We start from the raw sequence: 24,571 nt of genomic DNA, 5'->3' as shown, positions 1-24,571 counted from the left end.
GCGGGGTCAGTCGTGCTTGCAGATCCGGTCGAGGAGGTTGGCGGTGGCCCGCTGCACCCGCTCGTCGACGTGGCCCGGGCGGTCGAGGGCCGGGGACCAGGCGAAGGTGCCGGAGGCGAAGACCAGTGCCCCGCTGGGCGCCCGGTAGAGGGAGGTCTCCTGGTGGCGCCGGTGGCCCTCGCTGTCGAGGTACGGGGAGTGCGCCAGCAGGATCCGGTCCTGGTGCTCGGGGAGCTGGGTGCGCGGGAAGTAGCGGTCGGCCTCGCCCGCGACCAGGCCGGGCAGCTCGTCGTTCTCGCTTGCGCCGGTGGAGTCCCAGAGCCAGTGCGTGGCGTTGCGCACGATCAGCGGCGCGGGCTCGGGGACCCGGCCGGCGTACTGGATGCCGAGCAGCTGCTGCTCCGGGCGGTCGACCTCGCGCCACAGGCTGGGGCGGCCCGGACCGCGCCGTTTTCGGCAGGTGAGGAGCCGGTCCGCGACGCCGGAGGGGGAGGGGGCGAGCTCGACCTGCCAGTACATGGTGTTGGCGGAGAGGAAGACGAGCGAGGTGCCGTTCAGGCGCGCGCGCTCGACGGTGCGGCGCATGGGGGCCGACCAGTACTCGTCGTGGCCGGGGAAGACCAGGCCGCGGTAGCGGGTGGGGTCGACGCGGCCGGCGTGCAGGTCGCGGGTGTCGGCGTAGGCGATGTCGTAGCCGTAGCGCTCGGCCCAGCGGATGAAGTCGTAGGCGTGGCCGACGTGCAGGGGCAGGCCCGCGCCCGCGTAGGGGCGGTCGAAGGAGACGGTGTGGGCCGCGTCCTGCTCGCCGAGCAGCCGGCCGTCCTCGTCCCAGGCGTGGTAGAGGCTGGCGCCGGTGCGGCCGTCCTCCGGGTAGAGGTTGTAGGCCTGCCAGGTGATGTCGGGGAGCAGGAGCAGGAGGTCCGCGGGGTGGTCGTCGCGGACCGTGAAGGGGATGTGGGAGCGGTAGCCGTCGGCGGTGGTGAGGACGGCGACGTACGCGCCGACGCTCCAGTAGGACGGGACCTGCAGGCGCCAGGACAGCCACCAGTGGTGGCAGGAGACGGTCCGGTCGGCCGCCAGGGGGGCCGGCTGCACGATGCCGGAGAGACGGGGGCTGGTGGTGATCTTGGAGGCCCCGTCGCCGCCGTAGTGGCCGATCCGGTAGACGTCGACGGAGAACTGCTGGGGCGGGTCGACGGTGATGTGGAAGTCGATGGCCTCGCCGGGGGTGACCGCGCCGGTGGAGGCGAAGCCCTTGATCTGGCGGTGCACGTCGTCGGCGGTGCGGGGACCGCCGTTGCCGCGGGCGCGGGGGATCTGGCCGGTGCCGGCGGCCGCGGCGGCCGGGTCCACGTACCAGGGGACGACGTGGCCGGTGTCGTCGAAGTAGAGCTCGCTCCCCCGGAACCAGGGCAGGGGGCCCTGTCCGAAGGGATCGGTCACCGCGTGCGCGAGCGCACCTGACTCCCAACGCCGGATCTGGTCCGCACCCATGACCGCTCCCCTCCCTCGCTCCCCCGAACGGGCGTGCATCGTGTCGGTGCGCGGCAGACGCTCTGCTGAGACGGCTGTTCTCGGACATCCCGGTTCAGGACATCCCGCCGCGACCGGTCCCAGCACATCACATAACGCACTCAGTCCGTCACCGTTCGTCGCGAATTGGCGGGATCGGAACATTTACATCCGCTTGTGCGTGCGAGTGGTAGCCCTCCGGGGGCGCGGTCCGGGCCGCTCGGCCGGGATACGGTCCCGGCTCGGCTCAGACCAGGCGGACGGGCTTCTCCGGGCGGACGCCGAGGTCCGCGAGCCAGTCCCGCAGGGGGTCCGGGTTCCCGTCCTCGACCAGGCACAGCACGCGCGGGGCCAGGTCGGAGCGGCGGTCGCCGCCGACCAGCAGGACCGGCCCGTCGAGCCAGTCCAGCCCCGGTGCGGCCCCGGCCGAGTCCACGGCCGCACAGCACACCATCGCCGTCACGTGGTCGGCCAGCAGGTCCCGGCCGCTGCGCGGCGGCTGGAGCGGGAACAGCGGCACGGCGTCCGCGCCGCGCGCCTTCCCGGCCCCGCCGGCCGGACCGGCGGGCCGCTCCTCGCGGGCCAGGTCCCCGCTGAGCCGGCCGGCCAGGGCCTCCCCGGCCGAGCCCTCGCCCGCGGGGTCCGTGAGGTAGCCCAGCACCCGCTCCAGCGTGGGGCCGGCGAAGCCGTCCGCGGTGGGCGGGGCGGTACCGGTGGCCTCGATCGTGGCCGGTCCCGCCGCCGCGGCTCCGGCCGGTCCGGTCGCCCCGGACGGGCCCGAGGAGGCCGCGGCCGTTGACGAACCGGGCAGGGCTCCGGGTCCGGTGGGCCCGGCAGGCCCGGTGGAGGCGTCCGGTGCGGCCGGGCCGGCGGGCAGACCCGCCGGGACGGCCAAGGCGTCCAGCGCCGCGTGCAGCCGGGCCGCCTCCGTACGCCACTTGCGGTCCACGACCTCCTCCGGATAGGCCGTCCAGTCCACCGGGGACCAGTCCGGCCCGGGCTCGGCCGGACCGCCGTGGAAGAGGCGCGCGGCCAGCAGCGAGGTCGCCTCGTCCACCACCCCGGGCTGCTCCAGCAGGTCACAGGCGGGGCGCTCGCCGAGCCGCGAGGTGAACCCCTCGGCCAGCCGGTCCCGCCGGGAGAGCTCGGTCAGCGCGGAGACCACCCCGGCGTCGAGGTGCGCGGGCCAGCGGCCCATCCGCCAAGCGGGCAGCGCGACCCGGGTCAGCAGCCGGTCCCAGCCCGCGTAGGCGAGGCCGACCTGCTCCTGGGCGACGATGCGCAGCCCGTAGTCCACACCCTGTGCACGCTCCGAGGCGGCCGCGGCCACCCCGCGCTCCATCTCGGTGGCGTCCGTCCGGCACAGCCGCAGCAGCAGCCGGGCCGGGGCGGCGATCCAGCCGAGGCCGCGCCGGCTGCCCACGTCCACGGCCGCGTCCAGGCCCCGTACGAAGCCGCGCGCGTCGGCTATGTCCGGGTGGGCGGAAGGGCCCGTACCGGCGACGACCGGCGCGAGGACCGCCCGTAGCTCCGCGACCCGCATCCACCACAGGAACGGCGAACCGATCACCAGCACGGGGGCCGCACCCTGCTCGGACTCCGGACCGGCGGATATGGCGCTGCGGCGGTGGGCCGCGTGGGCGCGGTCCTCCAGCCAGCTGTCGCAGTCCGGCGTGAGGGCTATCGCGGAGGGTGCCGGCACGTCCATCCGGTCGGCCAGGTCCCGCACCAGTCGGTAGAGATCGGGCGCGGCGGCCTCCGACAGCGGCACCGTCGGCGTCACGGCGGGGCTCGCCCGCAGCACCACGGCGGCGAAGATCCCGCCGACGAGCAGCACCACGGCCGCGACCAGGCACACGGCGAGGGTCACCACGGGCCAGGGCTCACCGGCCAGCCGGCCCGTCATCCGGGCGGCGACCAGCACCACCGCGAGGGCGGCGGGCAGCAGCCCGACGGCCAGCGCCCTGCTGCGCACGCGCAGCACGGCGAGAGCGCGGGAACGTGCGGACGGCACGCCCGCTTCCAAGATCGAACCGGTTCCGGACACGGCCGGACCTCACCCCCTCTGCCCTGCGGCGACGTTGCTCACTCCCCCACTGTGACACCCGCCACTGACATCGCAATGCCGGTGGGCCAAGTGCCGGAATGCTTGGCATCGCACCCTAGTTGGGGCACGCCCGGTCGTCAGGCAGACAAGGTGACGATCACCCGATGGAATGGCTTTGGGCAAAGGTGGCTGCGTTCGAACGCGGCCGGATGCACTCGTACGCGGACACGCCCGCGGGCCCGGGCGCAGGATCTGCGCACCGGGCCCGCGGGTCTGCGGAGCCGCCGGTCAGCCGTGCCCGGCGGCCTTCGCCGCGATGTCCGTACGGTGCTGCGATCCGTCCAGCCGGATGCGCGCCACCGCCTTATACGCCTTCTCGCGGGCCTGTGCCAGATCGGAACCGGTCGCCGTCACCGACAGCACGCGGCCGCCCGCGCTGACGACCGCGTCGCCGTCGCGCCGGGTCCCGGCGTGCAGCACGTACGCGTCGGGCCCGTCCTCGGCGGCCACCTCGGCCAGGCCCTCGATCGGGTCCCCGGTGCGGGGGGTCTCGGGGTAGTTGTGCGAGGCGATGACCACGGTGACGGCCGCGTCCTCGCGCCAGACGAGCGGGGGCTCGCTGTCCAGGGTGCCGTTGGCGGCGTTCAGCAGCACGCTCGCGAGCGGGGTGCGCAGCCGGGCCAGGACCACCTGGGTCTCGGGGTCGCCGAAGCGGGCGTTGAACTCGATGACCCGGGTGCCGCGGCCGGTGATCGCGAGGCCGGCGTAGAGCAGCCCGGAGAAGGGGGTGCCGCGGCGGCGGAGCTCGTCGACGGTGGGCTGGAGCACCAGCTCCATGACCTCGTCGACCAGCTTCGGGTCGGCCCAGGGCAGCGGGGAGTAGGCGCCCATGCCGCCGGTGTTCGGGCCCTGGTCGCCGTCCAGGGCGCGCTTGAAGTCCTGCGCGGGCTGGAGCGGGACCACGGTGACGCCGTCGGTGATGGCGAAGAGGGAGACCTCGGGGCCGTCGAGGTACTCCTCGATGACCACGCGGTCGCAGCCGAGCGCGTGGGCGCGGGCGGCGGCCAGGTCCTCGGTGACCACGACGCCCTTGCCGGCGGCGAGACCGTCGTCCTTGACGACGTACGGGGCACCGAAGGCGTCGAGGGCCGCGTCCACCTCTTCCGGGGTGGTGCAGACGTAGCTGCGGGCGGTCGGGACCCCGGCCGCCGCCATCACGTCCTTGGCGAAGGCCTTGGAGCCTTCGAGCTGCGCCGCCTCGGCGGACGGGCCGAAGACGGGGATGCCGGCGGCGCGCACGGCGTCGGCGACCCCGGCGACCAGCGGGGCCTCCGGACCGACGACGACCAGGCCGGCGCCGAGTTCGGTGGCGAGGGCGGCGACGGCATCGCCGTCGAGGGCGTCGACCGGGCGGAGCTCGGCCACCTCGGCGATGCCGGCGTTGCCGGGAGCGCAGTACAGCGCGGAGACGTCGGGGTCGAGGGACAGAGAGCGGCACAGGGCATGTTCGCGGGCGCCGCCGCCGATGACGAGGACCTTCACGCCGCCCAGGGTAGCCCGGCCGGAGTGGCGCGTTTCGTGCGGCCACCCAATCGGCAGGCGCTACTCGTTCGTGTATTCCTCCACAACGGTGGCTCCCAGCTCGCGCACGATCAGGTCGTGTCCGGTCAGGGCGCTCTCCACGAGGTCGGGATCGTCCTCCTCGGCGAAGTCGTCCTCGGGGGCGACCGGCGGGGGCGCCTGCTGTACGGGGGGCTGCGGGGCGGGAGCCGACTGCTGGGGCGGCTGCTGGGGCGGCTGCTGCTGCGGGTACTGGGGCGCGGGGGCCGCCGGGGCGGCCTGCTGCGCCGGGGGCGGCGGGCTGTAGGCGGGCGCCGGCGGGGCGGCGTAGGAGGAGGTCTGGGCCATGGGGGCCGGGCCTCCGCCGCCGACCACGGCGTCGATCTTCCAGTTCACCTGGAACTGCTCGGCCAGGACCGCCTTGAGCACGTCCTCACTGCCGCTGCTGGCGAAGTTGTCGCGGGCTCCGGCATTGGGGAACCCGAGCTGGAGGGTGGTGCCGTCGAAGCCGGTGACCTGCGCGTTCTGGCTGAGCAGGATCCAGGTGAAGCGGCGGCGGTTCTTCACGGCCTCCAGGACGCCGGGCCACATCGCCTGGACCTGCCCCGCGCCGGCGGCCATGCCGGGAGAGGGCGCGGGGGCGGGAGCCGCGGCAGCGGCCGGAGCGGAGACCGGGGCCGGGGCGACGGGCGCGGGCGCGCCCTGGCCGGGGGCGGCCGCGCTGGGCCAGGCACCGGCGGCCGGAGCCACGGGAGCGGCCGGCGCCGCGGGGGTCGCCGGGGCCGCGGCTCCGGGCCAGGCACCGGGGGCGCCGCTGCCGGGCTGTGCGGCTCCGGGCCATGCCCCGGGCGCGGGGGCGGCGGGGGCCTGGGCTGCGGGGGCCTGGGCGGCGGGCGCCTGGGCGGCCGGCGCGGCCTGCACCGGAGCCTCCGGCTGCGCGGGAGCCCGTACCGGCGCGGGAGCCGGCACCTGCGCGGCCGGCTGGACGGCGGCAGCGGCGGCGCGCGCGGCGGCCCCGCCCCCGCCGGGGCCGGCGGGCGCCATGGCGTGCGCCTCGGGCCCGGGTACGTAACCCATGGCGGGCGCGGCCGCGAAGGCGGCGGCCCCGCTGCGCTCCAGCCGGTCGAGCCGGGCCTGGAAGGACCGCTCGTCGTCGAAGGCGGCGGGCAGCAGCACGCGGGCGCAGATCAGCTCCAGCTGCAGCCGTGGCGAGGTCGCGCCGCGCATCTCGGTGAGCCCGCTGTTGACCAGATCGGCGGCGCGGGACAGCTCGGCGGCCCCGAACACGGAGGCCTGGGCCTGCATCCGCTCCACGACATCGGCGGGGGCGTCGATCAGCCCCTTCTCCGCGGCCTCGGGCACGGCGGCCAGGATCACGAGGTCGCGCAGCCGCTCCAGCAGGTCGGTGACGAACCGGCGCGGGTCGTTCCCGCCCTCGACCACCCGGCCGACGACCTCGAAGGCGGCGGCCCCGTCCCCGGCGGCGAAGGCGTCGATGACGGAGTCGATCAGGGACCCCTCGGTGTAGCCGAGCAGGGAGGTCGCCATGGCGTACGTCACACCGGCATCACCCGCACCGGCGAGCAGCTGGTCCATGACGGACATCGAGTCACGCACGGACCCGGCGCCGGCGCGCACGACGAGCGGCAGCACGCCCTCCTCGACCGTGGCGCCCTCCCGCCCGCAGACCTCGCCCAGGTAGTCCCGCAGGGTGCCGGGCGGCACCAGCCGGAAGGGGTAGTGGTGCGTCCGGGACCGGATGGTCCCGATCACCTTCTCCGGCTCGGTGGTGGCGAAGATGAACTTGAGGTGCTCCGGCGGCTCCTCGACCACCTTCAGCAGGGCGTTGAAGCCCTGCGGGGTGACCATGTGGGCCTCGTCGATGATGTAGATCTTGTAGCGGCTGGAGGCCGGGCCGAAGAAGGCCTTCTCGCGCAGGTCACGGGCGTCGTCCACACCACCGTGCGAGGCGGCGTCGATCTCGATGACGTCGAGGGACCCCGGCCCGTTCCTGGCGAGGTCCCGGCAGGACTGGCACTCCCCGCAGGGGGTCGGAGTGGGACCCTGCTCACAGTTCAGGCACCGGGCGAGGATGCGCGCGCTGGTGGTCTTTCCACACCCGCGCGGCCCGCTGAACAGGTACGCGTGATTGACCCGGTTGTTCCGCAGGGCCTGCATCAGCGGGGCAGTGACATGCTCCTGCCCGATGACCTCGGCGAACGACTCGGGGCGGTAGCGGCGGTACAGCGCAAGGGACGACACGTCTACGAGGTTATCCGGGCCCACCGACAACAGCGGCCCGCCGGCGCCACGAAGGCCCCCGGGAACGCAAAGCGCCCCCCACGCACCCGCCAGAGCCCACTTACCCTTGCTGCCTTCCGGCCCTGGGGGAGTTGGGTGAGATAGCGCCACGTGAGGGGCTGGCCCCACCCTAGCGGATGAAGGCCCCCGGAATCGAGCCGGACCCCGACCAGCTCTCCCGCCGACGATCACGTTCGCGAGCACCCCTCAACGTCTTGTATTGTTTGCGGCGGAGGATTCGCCTAGTGGCCTAGGGCGCACGCTTGGAAAGCGTGTTGGGGGCAACCCCTCACGAGTTCGAATCTCGTATCCTCCGCCAGTGCCTCACCGGGCACTTGAAGGCCCCGACCGGGAAACCGGCCGGGGCCTTCTGCGTTCCCGGGATCCGGGCGGCCTCGCACCTCGCTTCGACAGTCCACCGACTTCTCACCCCACCGATGGACATCAGGCGAGATATACTCAGTACGCGACTTGATATCAGAGGAGGTGTCCGGATGAGTCGGACCGTGATCGACCTCGACGACGAACTGCTGGCCGCCGTGGCACAGGCGCTCGGGACGAGCACCAAGAAGGAGACGGTCAACACCGCCCTGCGTGAGGTGTTGGAGAACCGTCGACGCGCGCTCGCGCTCACCCGACTGCGGGCTGTCGCCGAAGAAGGCGGATTCGATCTGGACCTCTTCGAGGACAAGAGGAACTACCGGCGGTGAGCGCAGCGCAGTTCCTGATCGACACCAGCGCACTCGCGCGGTTCCTGCGGGGCGACGCCGAACAGTACGGCTGGGACCAGGCAGCGGCGGCCGGGCTCATCGCGACCTGCCCGATCACCGAGCTGGAGTTCTTCTACAGCGCACGCTCCGCCGCGGACCGCGCGCGGGGCATCGAGGACATGCGGTCGGTGTTCGGCTGGGTACCTGTCGACGATCGGGCGTACGACCGCGCCTGGCAGGTCCAGGAGTTGCTGACCCAGCGCGGGCAACACCGCAGTGCGGGCGCGGTCGACCTCGTCGTGGCCGCCGCCGCGGAGCTGCAGGGGCTGACCCTCCTGCACCGTGACCACGACTTCGCATGCATCGCCGCCGTCACGGGCCAGGCCATGCAGTGGTACGGCCCGGAGGCCGGCAAGTGAGCACGGCGCCCCGCCCCGGGTCGGGCCGCTGACGCCGCCGGCGGCGACCGGCGACCGGCGGCCGCAAGGCACGCGTACGCGGGGAACGCAGCAGCGGGGGAAGCCGTCGGCCGGCTTCCCCCGCTGCTGCGTTCCGCCTCCCCGCACTCCGTCAGTGCGCGACGGGCTGCGCCGGTTCGAGGGCTTCGGGGTGCGTCTCGGGGGCTTCGGTCCGGGGCCGGTCGCGCATCAGGATCAGGGCCAGGGCGGCCGCGGCCAGGACTCCGGCCGCCGCTGCCGTGAAGGTCGCAGCCATCGCCGAGGTGAAGGCTTCGCGGGCGGCGGCCGCCAGGGCCGGGTCGGTCAGCGCCGCGGCGACGGAGTGGCGGGCGGCGGCCGGGGCCGAGCCGGGCATCCCGGCGGCGTAGGTGGTGGAGAGCACGGCTCCCAGGACGGCCACGCCCAGGGCGGCCCCGGCCTGCTGGACGGTGTCGTTGAGGGCGGAGCCGACGCCGGCGTGCTCCTCGGGGACGGCGCCCATGAGGGCGGCGGTGGCGGCCGGCATGGCCAGCCCGCTGCCGATGCCCATCAGGACCATGGCGGTGGCCAGGGGCCCGAAGCCGTCGCCCGCCTCCAGGGTGGACAGGACGCCGAAGCCGGAGGCGATGACCGCCAGGCCGACGGCGGTCATGACGCGGTTGCCGATCTTCTGTCCGAGGGTGGCGCCGAGGCCGTTGAAGAGGAGCGTGGCGACGGCCAGCGGGGTGAAGGCCAGCCCGGTCTCGGTCGGGGTGTAGCCGCCGACGAACTGCAGGTACTGGGTCAGGACCAGCATCAGGCCGCCGTTGGCGAAGGTCAGCAGGACGAGGGAGAAGCTGGCGCCGCTGAACATCCGGTCGCGGAAGAGGGCCAGCGGGACCATCGGGGAGTCGGTGCGGACCTCGTGGACGGCGAAGCCGGTCAGGGCCGCCACGGCGATGCCCAGCGTGGTGAGGGTGGAGGCGGCGGTGAGGCCGTCCTTCGGGAGGGCGATGATCGTCCAGATCAGGGCGGTCATACCGGTGACGGACAGGGCCATGCCGGCGAAGTCGGGCTTGCGCCAGGGGCCCTTGGACTCCGGCATCAGGATCAGCGCGGCGGCGATGGCGAGCAGGGCGATCGGCACGTTCATCAGGAAGACCGCGCCCCACCAGAAGTGGGCGATGAGGACGCCGCCCAGCCCCGGGCCGCCGACGAGGCCGAGCACGGCCACCGCGCCCCAGGCGGAGATGGCCTTGCGGCGCTCCTCCTCGTCGAAGACGGTGATCAGGATCGAGAGGGTGCTCGGCATCACCAGGGCGCCGCCGATGCCCATCACCACGCGGCCGGCGATGAGCTGGGCGGGGGAGTCGGCGTAGGCCGCGAGGAGCGAGGCGACTCCGAAGAGGGCCAGTCCGATGATCATCACACGGCGGCGGCCGAACCGGTCGGACAGGCTGCCCGCCGTGAGCAGCAGTCCGGCGAAGACCAGGATGTACGACTCGATGATCCACTGGATGGCCTCGGCGCCGGCGCCGAGGTCCTCCGCGATCGGCGGGATCGACACGGTCAGCACCATGTTGTCGACGACCAGCACCAGGGTGCTGAGGCAGAGCACGATCAGGATGAGCCAGCGTCGCGGATTGCGAGCCTCGTCCATGGTGATCCCTTCCCCTTTTCCTCGCTTCGCTGCGTACAGCGTTCGCTTGCGTGAGAACAACGTACGCCGATGCGTACAGTGTTCGCAAGTGGTAGTCCTGCCCCACCCGTCGGCCCTTGGCCGGATCACATGGAGGCGGCCGGGACCCGTCCGAAGAACCGGCCGGCCAGGTCGATGCCGACGACCGCGCCGCCCGCGTCGCGGGTGAAGAACCCGCGCTGGCCCTTCAGACCGCCGCTGGTGACGATGTACTCGTCGCCCTCGCCCGGCAGCAGGCCCATGGACTCCGCCGGATAGTCCGCGGGCATCTCGCTGTCCGAGGCCGCGCGGATCTCCGGCTTGATGGCGACCGCCAGCGTCAGACCCTCCCCGTCCGCGGCGATCACGAGCGTCATGGCGTCGTTGTCGTACCTCCCGGCCAGCTCCGGGGCGCGCGCCGGGTCGTACGGCAGCGGCTCCGGGTCCCGGTCGACCACGCCGAGGCAGTGCTCCAGGGCCCACCGGGCCACCGCCTGGTTGAAGAGGTATCCGTACGCGTGGTTGGCCAGCGAGACCACCGCGAAGTCGCGCCCGGGCGCGATCAGCAGCTCGGAGAACTGGCCGTCGACCGATCCGCCGTGCCCCACGGTGCGCACGCCGTCCACATCGCGCAGGAACCAGCCGATGCCGAAGGCGTCGCCGAGCGTGCTGCCCCGCAGCTCGACCGAGGGCTCCTGCATCCGCGCGAGCAGCTCCGCCGGCAGGATCCGCTCGCCGCCCTCCCCGAGGCCGTCGCCGAGGTGGAACCGCGCCGCGCGCAGCTGGTCGGCGACCGAGGACACGAGGCCGCCGCCCGGGTTGTCGCAGCGCTTCCCCTTCCACATCCCGGCGACCGCCGGCGTACCGTCCTCGTCCGGGTTGTGGCCCACGGCGAACCGCCGGGTGACGACGTCACCGGCGAAGAAGAGGCTGTCCGACAGTCCCATCGGCTGGAGCACGAGCCGGGTGAGCGCCTGCTCGTAGGTCAGCCCGGTGGCGTTCTCGATGATCCGCCCGACCACGTTGAAGCCGGCCTGGCTGTACGAGGCCCGCGCGCCCGGCTCCCCGATCAGCGGCAGCGCGGCCAGCTCCGCCACGAAGCCCTCCAGGGCGTCGTCCCCCTCACCGGTGTCGGTGACGAGGTTCCAGTCCAGCCCGGCGGTGTGGTTGAGCAGCTGCATCACGGTGATCTCCGCCGCCACCCGCTCGTCGGCGAGCACGAGCTCGGGCACGTACCGGCGCACCGGCGCCTCCAGCTCGACCCTGCCCTCCGCGACCAGGCGCATCAGGGCCGTCGCCGTGTGGGCCTTGGTGACCGAGCCCAGGACGAACAGCGTCCGCTCGTCCACGGGCAGCGGATGCGCCACGCTGGTGACGCCGTGGCAGGCGTAGAACTCCCGGCCGTCGATCCGTACGCCGACGGCCGCGCCCGGAATCCCGAACTCCGCGGCCTTCGCCGCGACGAACTCGGACAGTGCGGCCTGCGTGTTCGCGTTCTCGGTGCTGCTCATGGTGGTCTCTCCTCGGTGTCGCCGGTCTCGATGGAGAGGACGATGTCCGCACCGCCTGACACCGGGCTGACAGCCCGCTGACAGTGGTGGCGGAGGAGGAGAAGCGGGTGCCGGCGGGCGCCTTCGGCTAGCCGACGTAGGCGTCGAGCGCCGGGAAGCAGACGGCGGTGTCCCTGCTGCAGATGTCGGGGCCGCCGCGCGGCGGGACATCCGCGGTGGGGCGCTCGTACGTCAGCAGGCTCAGCGTCCGGCCCGAGGCGAAGACGGCCGTGGCGTCGCGGACCGGCCCGGCGTCGGGGACCGGCGTCGCGGATCCGGTGTAGTGGTACGGGCCGTGACCGCCGTCCACGACGGCGAAGTAGACCGTACGGGTGCCGGTCCCGCCGGGGTACGGCCCGCCCTTGGTCACCAGCCGGATCCCGAGCCGCGCCCAGAACGTGGGCAGCGGCTTGCAGGTGAGGTCCGCCCGCCCCTCACGGACCACGGCCAGGCAGTAGGTGCGGTCGTCCGGCATCCAGGCGAACTCGCCCGCGCCGATCGCGGGCTCACGGTGGATCACGATGATCGAGTCGTCGCTCTGGGACCCGGCTTCGGGGTGCCGGCGGACCGCCTCCAGCAGCGGGGTGTCGGCGGGTATGACCTTCCCCTCCCCAACCGCCGCGGCCGGCCCGGACGTCGAGGGCGCCTCGGGCGTCGACGGCGCGGGCGAAGGCGTCACGGGTGACGACGACGGCGACGGCGTCCCGGGCGACGAGGGCGCCGGCGAGGGGGCGAGCATCGGCGAAGACGCAGGTGAGGGCAGTGCCTTCGGCGCCAACGGCGGCGCCGGGGGCGGCGTGCACGAGACCGCTGCCAGCATCGCCAGCCCGCATCCCGCCGCCGCCACGACCGTTGCACGTCTCATGAATTCCGCCCCCGCACCGCTCGAACGTACGTCTTGGGGGCGAAGTCTGCCGGGTCGTGCGGCGGCACGGTCCGGCGGGCCGCGCCCTGCGCGACCCGCCGCCGTTCCCGCACCCGCGCCGGCACCCGGCCTCGGCTCAGCCGAAGGAGGGCATCTCCCCGACCGTGGTCGACATGTCGATGACCGCGAAGGCGGCGCCCTGCGGGTCGGTGACCGCGGCGAAGCGGCCGAACGGGCTGTCCATCGGGCCGAAGTGCAGCTTTCCGCCGTGCTTCTTCGTCTTCTCGACCGCCTCGTCGCAGTTCGGGACCCCGAAGTAGATCTGGATGTACGGCGGAAGGTCCGGCGGGAAGTCGTCGTCCATCTTCATCCGGCCGAGCACCGGGTTCCCGGCTCCGCCGCCGACGCTGAAGACCTTGAAGTCCATGTTCGCCATCTCGGGGTCGTCGCCCGCGTCCATCTGCTGGGCGCCGTACGGGAAGACCTGCGGGAGGAACGCGTCCGGCTTCTCCGGCTCCCGGGTGAAGACCTCCGCCCAGGCGTACGAGCCGGCCTCGCCCATCTTCTCGAAGCCCTTGTGTTCGCCCGGCTGCCAGACGCCGAAGACGGCACCGCTCGGCTCCTTCGCGATCAGCATCGTGCCGAAGGCGCCCACCTGCATCGGGCCCATCAGCACCTCGCCGCCCGCCGAGGTGATCTTCCCGGCCGTGGCCGCCGCGTCGGGAGAGGCGAAGTACAGACACCACTGCGAGGGGGCGTCGACCCCCGGCATCGGCGGCACGACGGCCGCCACGGCCTTGCCGTCCGAATAGGCCTGCGTGTAGTTGCCGTACTCGCTGCTGGCTTCACCGAAGGTCCAGCCCAGCACGTCGCCGTAGAAGGTCTTGGCACCTTCCACATCGGTGAACATCGCGTCCACCCAGCACGGCGCGCCCTCGGAGAACTCAAGCATGATCGATCGACTCCTCGCTCGTACCTGTCGTCTCGTACCTTTTGTCTCGTGCCTTTTGTCGTACTCACGCTAGGCGCGCGGTGTGCCGACCGCGCGGGGAACGCGGCCACGCGGGACGCTGGTGCCATGGACAAGGACATCACCATCCGGCTGGCGCAGCAGCCGGAGGCCGACGCGCTACTCGGCCGGAGCCCGCTCGCCGCGCTCGTCGGGATGCTGCTGGACCAGCAGGTACCGATGGAGTGGGCGTTCTCGGGGCCCTGGACGATCGCCCGGCGGATGGACGCCGACGACCTGGACGCGCACGCCATCGCCGCCTACGACCCGGAGGCCTTCGCCGCCCTGCTCTCGGAGAAGCCCGCCGTGCACCGGTATCCGGGGTCGATGGCGACGCGGATCCAGCAGCTGTGCGCGTACCTGGTGGAGCACTACGGCGGGAGCGCCGAGGCGGTCTGGGCCGGTGCCGCGACGGGCCAGGAACTGCTGAAGCGGCTCAAGGCGCTGCCGGGCTTCGGGGAGCAGAAGGCGCAGATCTTCCTCGCCCTGCTGGGCAAGCGGTTCGGCGTGCGGCCGGCGGGATGGCGGGAGGCCGCGGGCGGGTACGGCCAGGCGAACGTCTACCGTTCCGCGGCCGACATCACGGGCCCGGAGTCGCTGGCCAAGGTGCGGGCGCACAAGCAGGAGATGAAGGCCGCCGCCAAGGCCGCGAAGGCCGCCGGCGGCTCCTGATCCGGCTGTCGGCCGGGCTCCTGATCAGGGGCCCGGCCGGGCCCCGCGCACCAGCGGACCGGCCAGGAAAAGGAAGATCCAATTCCCCCCTGGGGGCCGTAAATTGGGGGACATGACCGAGATCGCGACCCGCGCCGCCACTGCCGAAGCCATCCAGGACGCCCCTGGCAGCCTCATCACCCTGCTCACCGACACCCCCGAACTCACCTGCAACACCGCCACCTTCGAGGAGGGCGCCGCAGGCGCCCCGGTGCACTTCCACACCAAGGCGACCGAGTTCTTCCACGTCACCGCCGGACAGCTCGACATCCTGGTCGACGACGAGATCCACACCCTGGGCGCCGGCGACTTCATCGCGGTCCCGCCGGGCGTCAAGCACGCCTTCGCCCCCGCCGCCGGTCACACCGCCAGTGTCTTCGTCGGCTTCACCCCCGGCATGGCCCGCTTCGACTACTACCGGCTCCTCGGCCGGGTCAACGCGGGCGAGGCCACCGTGCAGGACATCAAGGACAGCTCGGCGACCTACGACAACCACTACGCGGAGAGCCCCGTCTGGAGCGGCCGCCGCCGCAGCGCCGAGCCGTAGACCACGTCCGCGTCGAGGCGGCGCAGTTCCTCCGCGATCAGTTCGGCGCCGCTGCGGATCTTCAGGGCCACCTTGCGGTCCGGGCTCCCCGGCAGGGTCAAGGTGGCCAGCACTCCCGCGGGCCGGTCCACCCGGATCTCCCCGCCCGTCGTCTGCAGACTGACCCTGGTGATCACCGGGCCCTCGCTCGCCACCCGGGACACCGGCACCCCCAGCCGGTCCTCCAGCCAGCGCGCCAGCAGCTCCGCGCTCACGTTGTCGGGCTCGCTCTCCACCGTCGCGGCGGTCACCGGCAGCGGCTTCTGGTCCAGGGCGGCGGCCAGCAGGGACCGCCACGGGGTGAGGCGGGTCCAGGCCAGGTCCGTGTCGCCGGGCTGGTAGCCGGCGGCCCGCTCGTCGAGCACGCCGACCGTGTCGAAGGCGGCCGCCGCATCCGTGATCCGGCGCTGCGCCAGCCCGCCCAACGGGTCGCCCGCCAGGTCGACGGGGGCGTCGGCCGGCCACCAGGCCACCACCGGCGCGTCCGGCAGGAGCAGCGGCAGGACGACCGAGCCGGCGTGCTCGGTCAGCGCCCCGTGCAGGCGCAGCAGCACGATCTCGCCGGTCCCGGCGTCCGAGCCGACCCGCAGCTCGGCGTCGACCCGGTTCGCGCGGAGCTTGAGCGGGCCGCGCGAGGTCCGCCTGATCACCGCGATGATGCGGCAGGGGTGTTCGCGCGAGGCCTCGGAGGCCGCGCGTACGGCGTCGTAGGCGTTCTCCTCGTCGGTGACGATGACAAGGGTCAGCACCAGCCCCATGGTCGGGCTGCCTATCGCCCGGCGGGCATCGAGCAGGGCCCGGTTGACCTTGCTGGACGTGGTGTCGGTGAGTTCGGTCCGCATGGGCCAGAGTCTGTCACCGCGTCACCGCCGCTTGCGCGCCGTCCCGAAGATCGAGCGGGAGATCTCCCTCCCGAGTTGAGTGCCGATCGAGCGGGCCAGTGAGCGGAACAGTCCGCTCCCCACCACCTGCTCGGCCAGGGAGGGATCCGGCTTCGGGGCGCTGCGCGTGGCCTTCGCCGCCTCCTTGGCCTGTTTTTCGGCCTCGGCGGCGGCCGCCGCGGCCTCCGCCTGCGCCTCCGCGGCGGCCTGCTCGGCGCTGATCTTCTCGTACGCCGACTCGCGGTCGACCGGCTCCGCATAGCGCGACCAGAGCAGCGAGGACTTCACCGCCCGGTCCAGCGCGGCCGGCTCGACCGGCCCCATCAGCGATTGCGGGGCGCGCAGCCGGGTCGCCGCGACCGGGGTCGGGGCGCCGTTCTCGCTGAGCACGGTGACGACCGCCTCACCGGTTCCCAGCCCGGTGAGCAGCTCCTCCAGGTCGTAAGGGGAGTTGGGGAAGGTCTTCACGGTCGCCTTCAGCGCCTTGGCGTCGTCGGGGGTGAAGGCGCGCAGTGCGTGCTGCACCCGGTTGCCGAGCTGGGCGAGCACGTCCGCCGGAACGTCCTTCGGGGTCTGCGTCACGAAGAAGACGCCGACGCCCTTGGAGCGGATGAGGCGCACGGTCTGGGTGATGGAGGCGAGGAAGGCCTTCGAGGCCCCGCTGAAGAGCAGGTGCGCCTCGTCGAAGAAGAACACGAGCTTGGGCTGCTCCAGATCGCCGACCTCCGGCAGGTCGTTGTAGAGGTCGGCCAGCAGCCACATCAGGAAGGTGGAGAAGAGCTGGGGCTTGTCCTGGACCGCCGGGAGTTCGAGTACGGAGACCAGGCCGCGGCCGTCCGGGGCGGTGCGCAGGAATTCGCCCGTGTCGAATTCGGGCTCGCCGAAGAACTCGGCGGCGCCCTGCTGCTCGAAGGCGGTCAGGGACCGCAGGATCACCCCGGCCGTCACCGTGGACAGTCCGCCGATGCCCTTGAGTTCGGGTTTCCCCTGGTCGGAGACGAGGAAGGCGACGACCGCGCGCAGGTCCTTGAGGTCGATCAGCTCCAGGCCCTTGGTGTCGGCGTAGTGGAAGATCAGGCCGAGGGACTGCTCCTGCGTCTGGTTGAGCTGGAGCACCTTCGACATCAGGACCGGGCCGAAACTGGTGACGGTGGAGCGGACCGGGATCCCGGGGCCGATCCCGCCGAGGGAGTAGAACTCGGCGGGGTATCCGGCCGGCTCCCACTTCTGGGCCACCTCCCGGGCCCGTTCGTCGATCCTCGGGCCGGCCGTGCCGGGCGCCGAGATCCCCGAGACGTCCCCTTTGACGTCCGCGAGGAAGACGGGAACGCCGCCCGCCGACAGCTGCTCGGCGATGAGCTGGAGCGTCTTGGTCTTGCCCGTGCCGGTGGCCCCGGCGACCAGTCCGTGGCGGTTGAGCATCGACAGCGGGATGCGGATCTGGCGGTCGGGCAGGCAGCCGCCGTCCCAGAGCAGGGCCCCGAGATCGAGCGCGGGGCCGGTGAACGCGTACCCGGCGGCGATCTTGTCGGCCGGGCCCGTCCGGTCCGCCGGGACGGCGGGGTCGGTGCTCTCGCTCATGGATCACTCCCCAAATAGCACTGTTCGTCACTTTTGCACCACCGCTTCGAGGCTGCGCCCGCAGGCACGGGCCCGGTAGGCTTTCCGTGTGATCTTCAAGCGCATCGGAAGCGGGCGGCCGTACCCCGACCACGGCAGGGAAACCACCCGGCAGTGGGCGGACGTCGCGCCGCGCCCGGTCCGGCTCGACCAGCTCGTGACGACCAAGGGACAGCTGGACCTCGAAACGCTGCTCGCCGAGGACTCCACCTTCTACGGCGACCTGTTCGCCCACGTCGTGAAGTGGCGGGGCGACCTCTACCTGGAGGACGGGCTGCACCGCGCCGTGCGCGCCGCCCTGCAGCAGCGTCAGGTGCTGCACGCCCGCGTCCTCGAGATGGATTGACGTGTTCGCGTAGATTGCGACTGATTGCGCCTTTCGGGTCACCATTGACCTATCAGCAGATCATTTAGTAGGCATCGCCACCGGGCCGCACTACGCTGCGCCCATGAGCATGCTCACTCCCCCCGGCATGGGCGGAAAGTACCGCGTCACGGGAGCCGCCTACCCCCGTATGAGCCGCAAGCGGAGCCGTCCTCGGATCGTCCTCGCCATCCTCGGCTCGGTCCTCGCGCTTGCCCTGGTCGGCTACGGGGCAATGCAGCTCATCGACGTGTTCCGCGGCGACAGCCCCAAGCGGAATACGGCTGCGGGTGCCAAGGACTGCCCGACGACGCCTCCCAAGGGCGCTGCCAAGGGCGGCCCCGCCGCCGCCTCCACCGCTTCGGCCGCCGCGAAGCCCGCGGTCGTGCTCCCGCCGCCCGGCGAGATCACGGTCAACGTCTACAACGCGACCCCGCGTGCGGGCCTGGCCAAGGCCGTCGGCGACGAACTGGCCAAACGCGGCTTCGTCATCGGCCACGTCGGCAACGCCCCGGCCGACTTCGACAAGAAGGTCCCCGGCACCGGGATACTGTTGGGCTCCCCCACCACGGACAAGGCCGCCTTCTCCGTACTGGGCACCCAGCTCGCCGGCACCACCCAGCAGACCGACACCCGCGAGAGCGCGGACATCGACCTGATCCTGGGCGACGCCTTCAAGGAGCTCAGTACGAAGGAGGACGCGGACAAGGCGCTGGCCGTCCTGGCCAACCCCGTGCCCGCGCCCGCCAAATGCTGAACGCCTGACCTGCGTACCGGCGTACCGGCCGGCCGCTCCACCGCTCTCCCGCTGGAGCCCGGTGACGGACGGCCGGCCGCCGGACGGCTATTCGGCCGACCCGTACATCCGGTCGCCCGCGTCGCCCAGGCCCGGCACGATGTAGCCGTGCTCGTTGAGCCGCTCGTCCACCGCGGCCGTCACCACGGTCACCGGCGTGCCCGCCAGCTCGCGCTCCATGATCTCGACGCCCTCGGGCGCCGCGAGCAGCACCACGGCCGTGACGTCGTCGGCGCCGCGCTTGATCAGCTCCTGGATCGCCGCGACGAGCGTGCCGCCGGTGGCGAGCATCGGGTCGACGACGTAGACCTGGCGTCCGGAGAGGTCCTCCGGCATGCGCGTCGCGTACGTGGAGGCCTCCAGGGTCTCCTCGTTGCGGACCATGCCCAGGAAGCCCACCTCGGCGGTCGGCAGCAGCCGCACCATGCCGTCGAGCATGCCGAGGCCGGCGCGCAGGATCGGCACGACCAGCGGACGCGGGTGGGAGAGCTTCACGCCGGTGGTCGGGGCGACCGGCGTCTCGATGTCGGCCTGCTCGGTGCGCACGTCGCGGGTGGCCTCGTACGCGAGCAGGGTGACCAGCTCGTCGGCGAGCCGCCGGAAGGTGGCGGAGTCGGTGCGCTTGTCGCGCAGGGTGGTGAGTTTGTGCGCCACCAAGGGGTGATCGACGACCTGCAAACGCACAACATCCTCCAAAACTCAGCCTGCGACCAGCAAAAACGGCCGCACGACGCGACCTGCACCCAAAAGGCTACGCGGTGACGCGGCCCGTTCGCGTCCGGAGCGGCGGCCACGCCCGCAGCGGCCTGCGGATGCGACCCGCCCGGACGCCCAGCACGCTGGACGGATGAGCAACGCACCGGTGATCGCAGCCGTCGACGGATCCGAACACAGCCTCAAGGCCCTGGAGTGGGCGAGGGCCGCAGCCGTCCGGCACGGTACCGGGCTGATGATCGCCCATGTTCTTCCCGACCACGCCCAGTTGTATGCGGGCCGCCGGTCGTCGCTGCACGACGCCTCGGAGCCGGAGGAGTTCGCCGACCCCGTGAAGGACTGGGTACGGGCCCTGCTCGGCGGCGGCTCCGAGCTGCCCGAGGGGGTCCGGTACGAGGCCCTGGAGGGCTCCGTCCCCGAGGCGCTGCGGGTGATCGGGGCGGAGGCCCTGGTGCTGGTGATGGGCTCCCGGGGCCGCGGCGGCTTCGCCACCCTGCTGCTCGGCTCCAACAGCCGGGCCGTGGCGGCCACGGCGCCCTGCCCGGTGGTGGTGGTCCCGCACGCGGCGCGGACCGCCGGGGTCTCCGAGGCCGCGCAGGAGTCCGCCGGGCGGGTGGTGCTCGGGCTGCACGCCGCCGAGACGCCCGACGACGTGCTGACCTTCGCCTTCGCGGAGGCCGCCGCGCGGGGGACCACCGTCCAGGTGGTCTCCGCGTACGCCGTCCCGCCGGCGCCGAACCTGATCATCGACGCCCCCTTCGAGGTGATCCCGCCGGAGGGACTGGCGGACGAGGGGGACGCCGTACCGGCCGAGCGGGAGATGCTGCGGTCCCAGACGGCCCGGCTGGCGCCGTTCCGTACCCGCTACCCGGACGTCCGGGTCGAGCAGGCCGCGGTCCCGGGCGACCCGGCGGGCCGGCTGGTCACCGCCTCCGCGTCGGCGGCCCTCGTCGTGGTCGGCCGGCACCACCCGAGACGCCGCCCCCGGTCGCTGTTCATGGGCTCGGTGGCGCATGCGGTGCTGCAGCACGCGCAGGGCCCGGTGGCGGTGGTCCCGACCCTCAAGGACGACTCCTGACCTGCGGTGGGGTGGCATCAAACGGCCCGTCCGGGGGAAGGTGGGTGCAGGGGGGACGACCGACCAGCCCAGGGTGGTGGCCGATGCCCGACACGCAGCCGAGCGACGACGCGCCGGAGACCCCCGCGCAGCGCCGAGCACGCCGCGCGCAGTTCCTGCGCGACCTCATGGAAGCCCGCGCCCTGCGCGACCGTGTCCAGCCCCGCCGCGCCCGCGCAGCCCGCATGCGCCAACAAATGCGCATGCGCACCTTCCGCTGGTAGCCGATTCACTCGCCGGCCCCTATCCAGCCCCGCCGGCCTCCCATTCAGCCCCGCCGGCGTTTGAGGCGCGGGGTCGGGGGCGGAGCCCCGGGAAGCCGGCCGCAGGCCCGGCACGCCGCGACACGGCCAAGCCGTACCGCCCGCCGCACACCCCCCGCCACGGCCCCGCCGGCCCGGCCCCACAACCCCGCAAGCCCCCCGCAGGGGCACGGCACGGCACGACGCAAGCGTCGAAGACCTCTCGCAAAGCCGCTGTTTCTGCCACGATGCCGATTGGGCGGGGCACGGGCGGCGAGCACACGGCCGTTCCGCCCCAACCTCCGGCCGGGGGGACCTCCAACCGGCACGCCTAAGACCAGTGGGAGAGTCACGGTGTATTTCGCCGCACTGCTCGCGCGCACCGAAGACGGGTGGGAAGCGAGCGACATGGAACTCGACGACGTCGAGTCCCTCAGTGATCTGATCGATCTCGCCCGTTCCGCCGCTGTCGACGACGACACGGTGGTCGCCCTCATCGAGCAGGAGGACGCCTGGTTCGGCGTCGTCCGCGTGGACGGCGAGGAGGACCCGCGGTACTTCGTATCGAACGCCGCCGCGGCCGCCCGCAGCTCCTACGGCTCGATGCTGACCAAAGAGCTGCTGGGCAGCGACGAGGAGGACGACGAACTCGACGAGCTGGACCTGGACGGCACCGAGGACGGCGAGGAGGATGCCATCGCCGCCTACACGGACGAGGACGCCGACGAGGACGGGGCGGGCGGGACCGGAGCGGAGCCGGTGCCTGCCGGTCCGCTCGGCGACCCCCGGCTGCTGGACGACCTCGGGGTGACCAACAAACAACTGATGACCCTGGACGGGGACGCCCTCTCGGAGATCGCCGAGTCCCTCGGCGCCACCGAGGTCCTGGAGGCCGTCCGCTAGTGATCCGCATGCACGACACGAGCACCACCGATCCCGTACGGGACCCGTGGCGGGCTTTCATGCGCCTTGCGCTCCAGGAGGCCGCCCGGGCGGTGCCGGCCGGCGATGTGCCGGTCGGCGCCGTCGTGCTGGGCCCGGACGGGAAGATCCTCGCCACCGGGTACAACGAACGCGAGGCGACCGGCGACCCCACGGCGCACGCCGAGGTGGTGGCGCTGCGCCGGGCCGCCTCCGCGCTCGGGGAATGGCGGCTTCCGGGGTGCACCCTCGTGGTGACCCTGGAGCCGTGCGTGATGTGCGCGGGCGCGCTCGTGCAGTCGCGCGTCGCCCGGGTCGTCTACGGCGCGGACGACGAGAAGGCGGGCGCGGCCGGGTCCCTGTGGGACCTCGTACGGGACCGCCGGCTCAACCACCGCCCCGAAGTGGTCCGCGGCGTCCTCGCCGAGGAGTGCGCCCAGCAGCTGACGGACTTCTTCCGTGAGCTGTGACGGCGGGCCCTCGGATACGGATTTCGGCGCACGGGCCACCTTGGGCTAAGCTCTCTCTCGGTAGCGTGTCCGAGCGGCCGAAGGAGCACGCCTCGAAAGCGTGTGATGGTGCAAGCTATCCGTGGGTTCAAATCCCACCGCTACCGCTCTGATCCGAGAGCCCCGCCCCGCAAGGGTCGGGGCTCTCGGCGTTCCTGGCGCTCCCGTCCGGCGGACAGCCCCGTGACCGGCCGCCCCTTCGGCCGTTGTCACGGCATGACCAAGACCCAGCGCATGCTCGCCGCCATCGCCCTCGCGGGGGCCGCCGCGGGCCTCGCCGCTCCCGCCGCCTCGGCCGCTCCGATCGCCCCCCTCGCCCTCCCGGACCTGCCGGCGGCCGCCCCCGGGATGCCGGCGGGGGCCCAGCCCACCTCCGTCCAGGAGATCGGGTCGAAGCTCAGCCAGGGCGCCAACCAGCTCAACGCCCTCATGGAGCTGCCGGACAAGCTGTCCCCCGTGATCGACCCCGTGCAGCCCGTGCTGGGTCTGGCCGGCGGTCTCGAATAGCCCCGTACCGGCCCCGTAGGCACCGGAACGGCGCGGGATGACGCGCAGAAGGCCCCGACCGGGGTCGGGGCCTTCGACGTGTGGGACGGGGGAAGTGGCATCGGGGGGACAAAGCCACTTCCCCCGACGAGGACGGACCTGCCGGTCCGGGCCGCGATCAGGGGGAAGCTCGCGGCTCGGACCCCGCAGTGAGGCCCTGTCCCTCACCCACCGGTTTCCTGCCAGAACCGGTGGGCTCACACCCATCCTGCGCCCGCCGCAACCCCGCACCCAGCGGCAAAGGACCCGGAGTGCCGGGTCATTGGTCCTTAAAGGACACGTCAGTGTCCAATCTTGACCGGTTAGACTCACCCGACTTGCAAGGACCGGTTGGGGAGGCCGCCCGCTCGTGGACACCAGGAAACTCATCACGGGTGCCCTCACCGTGTTCGTCCTCTTCGTGATCATCACCCAGCCGAAGAGGGCGGCCGAGATGGTGGAAATAGGCTTCCAGGGGATATCGGATGCCGCATCCGGCATCGGCGAGTTCATGACCGAACTGGTGCGCTGACCCCGTACGCTGAAGCGGTTCCCGGAATTCCGGCCCCCCACTCCGACGGGTGGGGGGCTTTTTGCATACCCATCGCTGGGCGTATTGCCCTGATATGCCCAACTTGCCCTCAACACGGCGTTATACGGTGCTTGCACACAGTGCACATCTCTTGTGATGCTATGACCGCTTTTGACGGATGAGTTGACTGAAGGGGTGGCGTGACCGTGCCGGCCAGTACTGCGCCTCAGGTGCCACCCCGACAGGACCCCCAGGTGCCGACCCAGCAAGAGCCCCGGCAGGAGTCCCGGCAGGAGTCCCGGCAGGACCCCCGCCAGGAGCCGCCTCCGGAATCCCGCCCCGAGCCGCTCCAGAAGCCCCTTCAGGAGCCGCTTCGGGAGCCGCTTCGCGAGCCCCTCCAGGAACCGCTCCAGGAACCCCGCCCGGAGCCTCCCGGAGAGCCTCCGGCCGCGCCGAGACCCCCGAGCCGGGGCGCGGACACCCGGGCCCTCACCCAGGTCCTCTTCGGCCAGCTGAAGGGCCTGGAGCCGGGCACCGTCGAACACGCGCGGGTGCGCGGGGCCCTCATCGAGGCCAACCTCCCGCTGGTCCGGTACGCGGCCGCCCGCTTCCGCAGCCGCAACGAGCCGATGGAGGACGTGGTCCAGGTCGGCACCATCGGCCTGATCAACGCCATCGACCGGTTCGACCCGGACCGCGGCGTGCAGTTCCCGACCTTCGCGATGCCGACCGTCGTGGGCGAGATCAAACGGTACTTCCGCGACAACGTCCGCACCGTCCACGTGCCGCGCCGCCTCCACGAGCTGTGGGTCCAGGTCAACGCCGCCACCGAGGACCTCACCACGCTCCACGGGCGCACCCCGACCACCCCGGAGATCGCCGAGCGGCTGCGCATCACCGAGGACGAGGTGCTGTCCTGCATCGAGGCCGGGCGCAGCTACCACGCGACCTCACTGGAAGCCGCCCAGGAGGGCGACGGCATGCCCGGGCTGCTGGACCGCCTCGGCTACGAGGACCCGGAGCTGGCCGGGGTCGAGCACCGCGACCTCGTCCGCCACCTCCTCGTACAACTGCCCGAGCGCGAACAGCGGATCCTGCTCCTGCGGTACTACAACAACCTGACGCAGTCCCAGATCAGTGCCGAGCTCGGGGTCTCCCAGATGCACGTCTCGCGGCTGCTCGCCCGGAGCTTCGCCCGACTGAGATCCGCAAACAGGATCGAGGCGTAACCGTAACGAGTGGAGATCATCCGCACGTTTCCCGACAGATCGGGCTGATCGCCCTCCAGCCGTTCCTGTCGCTGGAGATATATGTCGACATGGCGCTACAGCGCGTTGCCGACATGTGACATTCTGCTTGAACCGCGTTTGCCGCAGCCCCGCCTCCGGTATTCAGGTGGAGGCTG

24 protein-coding genes, 2 tRNA genes and 1 other RNA gene are annotated in these 24,571 nt (G+C 72.6%); 15 read left to right on the top strand and 12 right to left on the bottom strand.

Translation table 11 applies throughout. From position 1 onward, the window contains the following. Nucleotides 1-6: 6 nt before the first annotated feature. The 5 genes from ACIPYQ_RS19525 to ffs form a co-directional block, all read right to left on the bottom strand. Nucleotides 7-1,494 carry a N,N-dimethylformamidase beta subunit family domain-containing protein gene (locus ACIPYQ_RS19525; RefSeq protein WP_401252648.1) on the bottom strand — a complete coding sequence of 496 codons (1,488 nt, stop codon included), beginning with the start codon at nt 1,492-1,494 and terminating at the stop codon, nt 7-9. Nucleotides 1,495-1,759: 265 nt separating this feature from the next. Continuing rightward, entirely contained in the window at nt 1,760-3,559 is a 1,800-nt protein-coding gene (locus tag ACIPYQ_RS19520; RefSeq protein ID WP_401252645.1) for a hypothetical protein, read from the bottom strand. A gap of 288 nt (nt 3,560-3,847) precedes the next feature. Continuing rightward, nucleotides 3,848-5,101 (bottom strand): phosphoribosylamine--glycine ligase, encoded by a 1,254-nt coding sequence (gene purD / locus ACIPYQ_RS19515; RefSeq protein ID WP_362235739.1) that lies wholly within the window; start codon nt 5,099-5,101, stop codon nt 3,848-3,850. Between the two features lie 60 nt (nt 5,102-5,161). Further along, nucleotides 5,162-7,381: a DNA polymerase III subunit gamma and tau gene (locus ACIPYQ_RS19510; RefSeq protein WP_401252641.1), complete on the bottom strand. Its 2,220-nt coding sequence runs from the start codon at nt 7,379-7,381 to the stop codon at nt 5,162-5,164. A gap of 64 nt (nt 7,382-7,445) precedes the next feature. Next, nucleotides 7,446-7,544, bottom strand: an RNA gene (gene ffs / locus ACIPYQ_RS19505) — signal recognition particle sRNA small type. Between the two features lie 107 nt (nt 7,545-7,651). Here ffs and ACIPYQ_RS19500 point away from each other — a divergent pair. The 3 genes from ACIPYQ_RS19500 (at nt 7,652) to ACIPYQ_RS19490 (ending at nt 8,549) form a co-directional block, all read left to right on the top strand. After that, a tRNA-Ser gene (locus tag ACIPYQ_RS19500) sits at nt 7,652-7,739 on the top strand. Nucleotides 7,740-7,914: 175 nt separating this feature from the next. Further along, entirely contained in the window at nt 7,915-8,130 is a 216-nt protein-coding gene (locus ACIPYQ_RS19495) for a type II toxin-antitoxin system VapB family antitoxin (RefSeq protein ID WP_401252638.1), read from the top strand. Next, entirely contained in the window at nt 8,127-8,549 is a 423-nt protein-coding gene (locus ACIPYQ_RS19490; protein WP_401252635.1) for a PIN domain nuclease, read from the top strand. Before ACIPYQ_RS19495 ends, ACIPYQ_RS19490 begins: the two co-directional genes overlap by 4 nt. A gap of 151 nt (nt 8,550-8,700) precedes the next feature. Here ACIPYQ_RS19490 and ACIPYQ_RS19485 read toward each other — a convergent pair whose 3' ends face one another. The 4 genes from ACIPYQ_RS19485 to ACIPYQ_RS19470 form a co-directional block, all read right to left on the bottom strand. Next, nucleotides 8,701-10,206: an MFS transporter gene (locus ACIPYQ_RS19485; protein ID WP_401252632.1), complete on the bottom strand. Its 1,506-nt coding sequence runs from the start codon at nt 10,204-10,206 to the stop codon at nt 8,701-8,703. 125 nt (nt 10,207-10,331) lie between these two features. Further along, complete coding sequence (locus tag ACIPYQ_RS19480; RefSeq protein ID WP_401252629.1) at nt 10,332-11,735, bottom strand: serine hydrolase domain-containing protein; 1,404 nt, start codon at nt 11,733-11,735, stop codon at nt 10,332-10,334. Between the two features lie 127 nt (nt 11,736-11,862). Continuing rightward, the gene (locus ACIPYQ_RS19475) at nt 11,863-12,453 is read right to left on the bottom strand and encodes a hypothetical protein (RefSeq protein ID WP_362234530.1); all 591 of its coding nucleotides are present in this window, start codon (nt 12,451-12,453) and stop codon (nt 11,863-11,865) included. 322 nt (nt 12,454-12,775) lie between these two features. Continuing rightward, nucleotides 12,776-13,591 (bottom strand): VOC family protein, encoded by an 816-nt coding sequence (locus ACIPYQ_RS19470; RefSeq protein WP_361753429.1) that lies wholly within the window; start codon nt 13,589-13,591, stop codon nt 12,776-12,778. Between the two features lie 126 nt (nt 13,592-13,717). Between ACIPYQ_RS19470 and ACIPYQ_RS19465 the strand changes: the two genes are divergently transcribed. Together ACIPYQ_RS19465 and ACIPYQ_RS19460 are read left to right on the top strand one after the other, a co-directional pair. Further along, on the top strand, nt 13,718-14,320 hold the full coding sequence (locus tag ACIPYQ_RS19465; RefSeq protein ID WP_401252625.1) for an HhH-GPD-type base excision DNA repair protein: 603 nt from the start codon (nt 13,718-13,720) through the stop codon (nt 14,318-14,320). A 112-nt stretch (nt 14,321-14,432) separates the two neighbouring features. Continuing rightward, a complete protein-coding gene (locus tag ACIPYQ_RS19460; protein ID WP_401252622.1) occupies nt 14,433-14,906 on the top strand; it encodes a cupin domain-containing protein in 474 nt (157 codons plus the stop codon). Here the strand turns inward: ACIPYQ_RS19460 and opcA are convergent. Together opcA and ACIPYQ_RS19450 are read right to left on the bottom strand one after the other, a co-directional pair. Beyond that, nucleotides 14,855-15,787 carry a glucose-6-phosphate dehydrogenase assembly protein OpcA gene (gene opcA / locus ACIPYQ_RS19455; RefSeq protein WP_401252619.1) on the bottom strand — a complete coding sequence of 311 codons (933 nt, stop codon included), beginning with the start codon at nt 15,785-15,787 and terminating at the stop codon, nt 14,855-14,857. The two genes, ACIPYQ_RS19460 and opcA, sit on opposite strands and share 52 nt — an antisense overlap. 21 nt (nt 15,788-15,808) lie before the next feature. Beyond that, entirely contained in the window at nt 15,809-17,407 is a 1,599-nt protein-coding gene (locus ACIPYQ_RS19450; protein WP_401252616.1) for a helicase HerA-like domain-containing protein, read from the bottom strand. A gap of 88 nt (nt 17,408-17,495) precedes the next feature. On the opposite strand from ACIPYQ_RS19450, the gene ACIPYQ_RS19445 reads away from it, so the two are divergent. Both ACIPYQ_RS19445 and ACIPYQ_RS19440 read left to right on the top strand, forming a co-directional pair. Further along, nucleotides 17,496-17,792 (top strand): type II toxin-antitoxin system VapB family antitoxin, encoded by a 297-nt coding sequence (locus tag ACIPYQ_RS19445; RefSeq protein WP_030010424.1) that lies wholly within the window; start codon nt 17,496-17,498, stop codon nt 17,790-17,792. Between the two features lie 103 nt (nt 17,793-17,895). Next, a complete protein-coding gene (locus ACIPYQ_RS19440) occupies nt 17,896-18,567 on the top strand; it encodes a LytR C-terminal domain-containing protein (protein WP_361753419.1) in 672 nt (223 codons plus the stop codon). Between the two features lie 87 nt (nt 18,568-18,654). Here the strand turns inward: ACIPYQ_RS19440 and upp are convergent, their stop codons facing one another. Beyond that, entirely contained in the window at nt 18,655-19,290 is a 636-nt protein-coding gene (upp, locus tag ACIPYQ_RS19435) for a uracil phosphoribosyltransferase (RefSeq protein ID WP_030010426.1), read from the bottom strand. Nucleotides 19,291-19,453: 163 nt separating this feature from the next. Between upp and ACIPYQ_RS19430 the strand changes: the two genes are divergently transcribed. The 8 genes from ACIPYQ_RS19430 (at nt 19,454) to ACIPYQ_RS19395 (ending at nt 24,395) form a co-directional block, all read left to right on the top strand. Further along, the gene (locus ACIPYQ_RS19430) at nt 19,454-20,398 is read left to right on the top strand and encodes a universal stress protein (RefSeq protein ID WP_401252612.1); all 945 of its coding nucleotides are present in this window, start codon (nt 19,454-19,456) and stop codon (nt 20,396-20,398) included. An 83-nt stretch (nt 20,399-20,481) separates the two neighbouring features. Beyond that, complete coding sequence (locus ACIPYQ_RS19425; RefSeq protein ID WP_401252609.1) at nt 20,482-20,661, top strand: hypothetical protein; 180 nt, start codon at nt 20,482-20,484, stop codon at nt 20,659-20,661. A gap of 372 nt (nt 20,662-21,033) precedes the next feature. Next, a complete protein-coding gene (locus tag ACIPYQ_RS19420) occupies nt 21,034-21,582 on the top strand; it encodes a hypothetical protein (protein WP_361753415.1) in 549 nt (182 codons plus the stop codon). An 8-nt stretch (nt 21,583-21,590) separates the two neighbouring features. Further along, on the top strand, nt 21,591-22,070 hold the full coding sequence (gene tadA / locus ACIPYQ_RS19415) for a tRNA adenosine(34) deaminase TadA (RefSeq protein ID WP_401252606.1): 480 nt from the start codon (nt 21,591-21,593) through the stop codon (nt 22,068-22,070). A gap of 59 nt (nt 22,071-22,129) precedes the next feature. Beyond that, nucleotides 22,130-22,216, top strand: a tRNA-Ser gene (locus ACIPYQ_RS19410). A gap of 109 nt (nt 22,217-22,325) precedes the next feature. Beyond that, complete coding sequence (locus ACIPYQ_RS19405; protein WP_401252603.1) at nt 22,326-22,616, top strand: hypothetical protein; 291 nt, start codon at nt 22,326-22,328, stop codon at nt 22,614-22,616. 388 nt (nt 22,617-23,004) lie between these two features. Further along, nucleotides 23,005-23,166 carry a hypothetical protein gene (locus ACIPYQ_RS19400; protein ID WP_199808029.1) on the top strand — a complete coding sequence of 54 codons (162 nt, stop codon included), beginning with the start codon at nt 23,005-23,007 and terminating at the stop codon, nt 23,164-23,166. A gap of 254 nt (nt 23,167-23,420) precedes the next feature. Next, a complete protein-coding gene (locus ACIPYQ_RS19395; RefSeq protein ID WP_401252600.1) occupies nt 23,421-24,395 on the top strand; it encodes an RNA polymerase sigma factor SigF in 975 nt (324 codons plus the stop codon). Nucleotides 24,396-24,571 lie beyond the last annotated feature (176 nt).

It is taken from the genome of Streptomyces sp. NPDC090045, from assembly GCF_044747975.1.
Lineage (GTDB): Bacteria > Actinomycetota > Actinomycetes > Streptomycetales > Streptomycetaceae > Streptomyces.
The sequence above is the reverse complement of the archived record's forward strand: the minus strand, read 5'-3'. Positions and strand labels throughout refer to the sequence as shown.

Bases quoted from the DNA above. Each gene is read 5' to 3' on its own strand.
- ACIPYQ_RS19525 (WP_401252648.1), bottom strand. From the start codon at position 1,494: ATGGGTGCGGACCAGATCCGGCGTTGGGAGTCAGGTGCGCTCGCGCAC.
- ACIPYQ_RS19495 (WP_401252638.1), top strand. From the start codon at position 7,915: ATGAGTCGGACCGTGATCGACCTCGACGACGAACTGCTGGCCGCCGTG.
- ACIPYQ_RS19485 (WP_401252632.1), bottom strand. From the start codon at position 10,206: ATGGACGAGGCTCGCAATCCGCGACGCTGGCTCATCCTGATCGTGCTC.
- ACIPYQ_RS19480 (WP_401252629.1), bottom strand. From the start codon at position 11,735: ATGAGCAGCACCGAGAACGCGAACACGCAGGCCGCACTGTCCGAGTTC.
- ACIPYQ_RS19470 (WP_361753429.1), bottom strand. From the start codon at position 13,591: ATGCTTGAGTTCTCCGAGGGCGCGCCGTGCTGGGTGGACGCGATGTTC.
- ACIPYQ_RS19465 (WP_401252625.1), top strand. From the start codon at position 13,718: ATGGACAAGGACATCACCATCCGGCTGGCGCAGCAGCCGGAGGCCGAC.
- ACIPYQ_RS19460 (WP_401252622.1), top strand. From the start codon at position 14,433: ATGACCGAGATCGCGACCCGCGCCGCCACTGCCGAAGCCATCCAGGAC.
- opcA (WP_401252619.1), bottom strand. From the start codon at position 15,787: ATGCGGACCGAACTCACCGACACCACGTCCAGCAAGGTCAACCGGGCC.
- ACIPYQ_RS19450 (WP_401252616.1), bottom strand. From the start codon at position 17,407: ATGAGCGAGAGCACCGACCCCGCCGTCCCGGCGGACCGGACGGGCCCG.
- ACIPYQ_RS19440 (WP_361753419.1), top strand. From the start codon at position 17,896: ATGAGCATGCTCACTCCCCCCGGCATGGGCGGAAAGTACCGCGTCACG.
- ACIPYQ_RS19430 (WP_401252612.1), top strand. From the start codon at position 19,454: ATGAGCAACGCACCGGTGATCGCAGCCGTCGACGGATCCGAACACAGC.
- ACIPYQ_RS19425 (WP_401252609.1), top strand. From the start codon at position 20,482: ATGCCCGACACGCAGCCGAGCGACGACGCGCCGGAGACCCCCGCGCAG.
- tadA (WP_401252606.1), top strand. From the start codon at position 21,591: ATGCACGACACGAGCACCACCGATCCCGTACGGGACCCGTGGCGGGCT.
- ACIPYQ_RS19405 (WP_401252603.1), top strand. From the start codon at position 22,326: ATGACCAAGACCCAGCGCATGCTCGCCGCCATCGCCCTCGCGGGGGCC.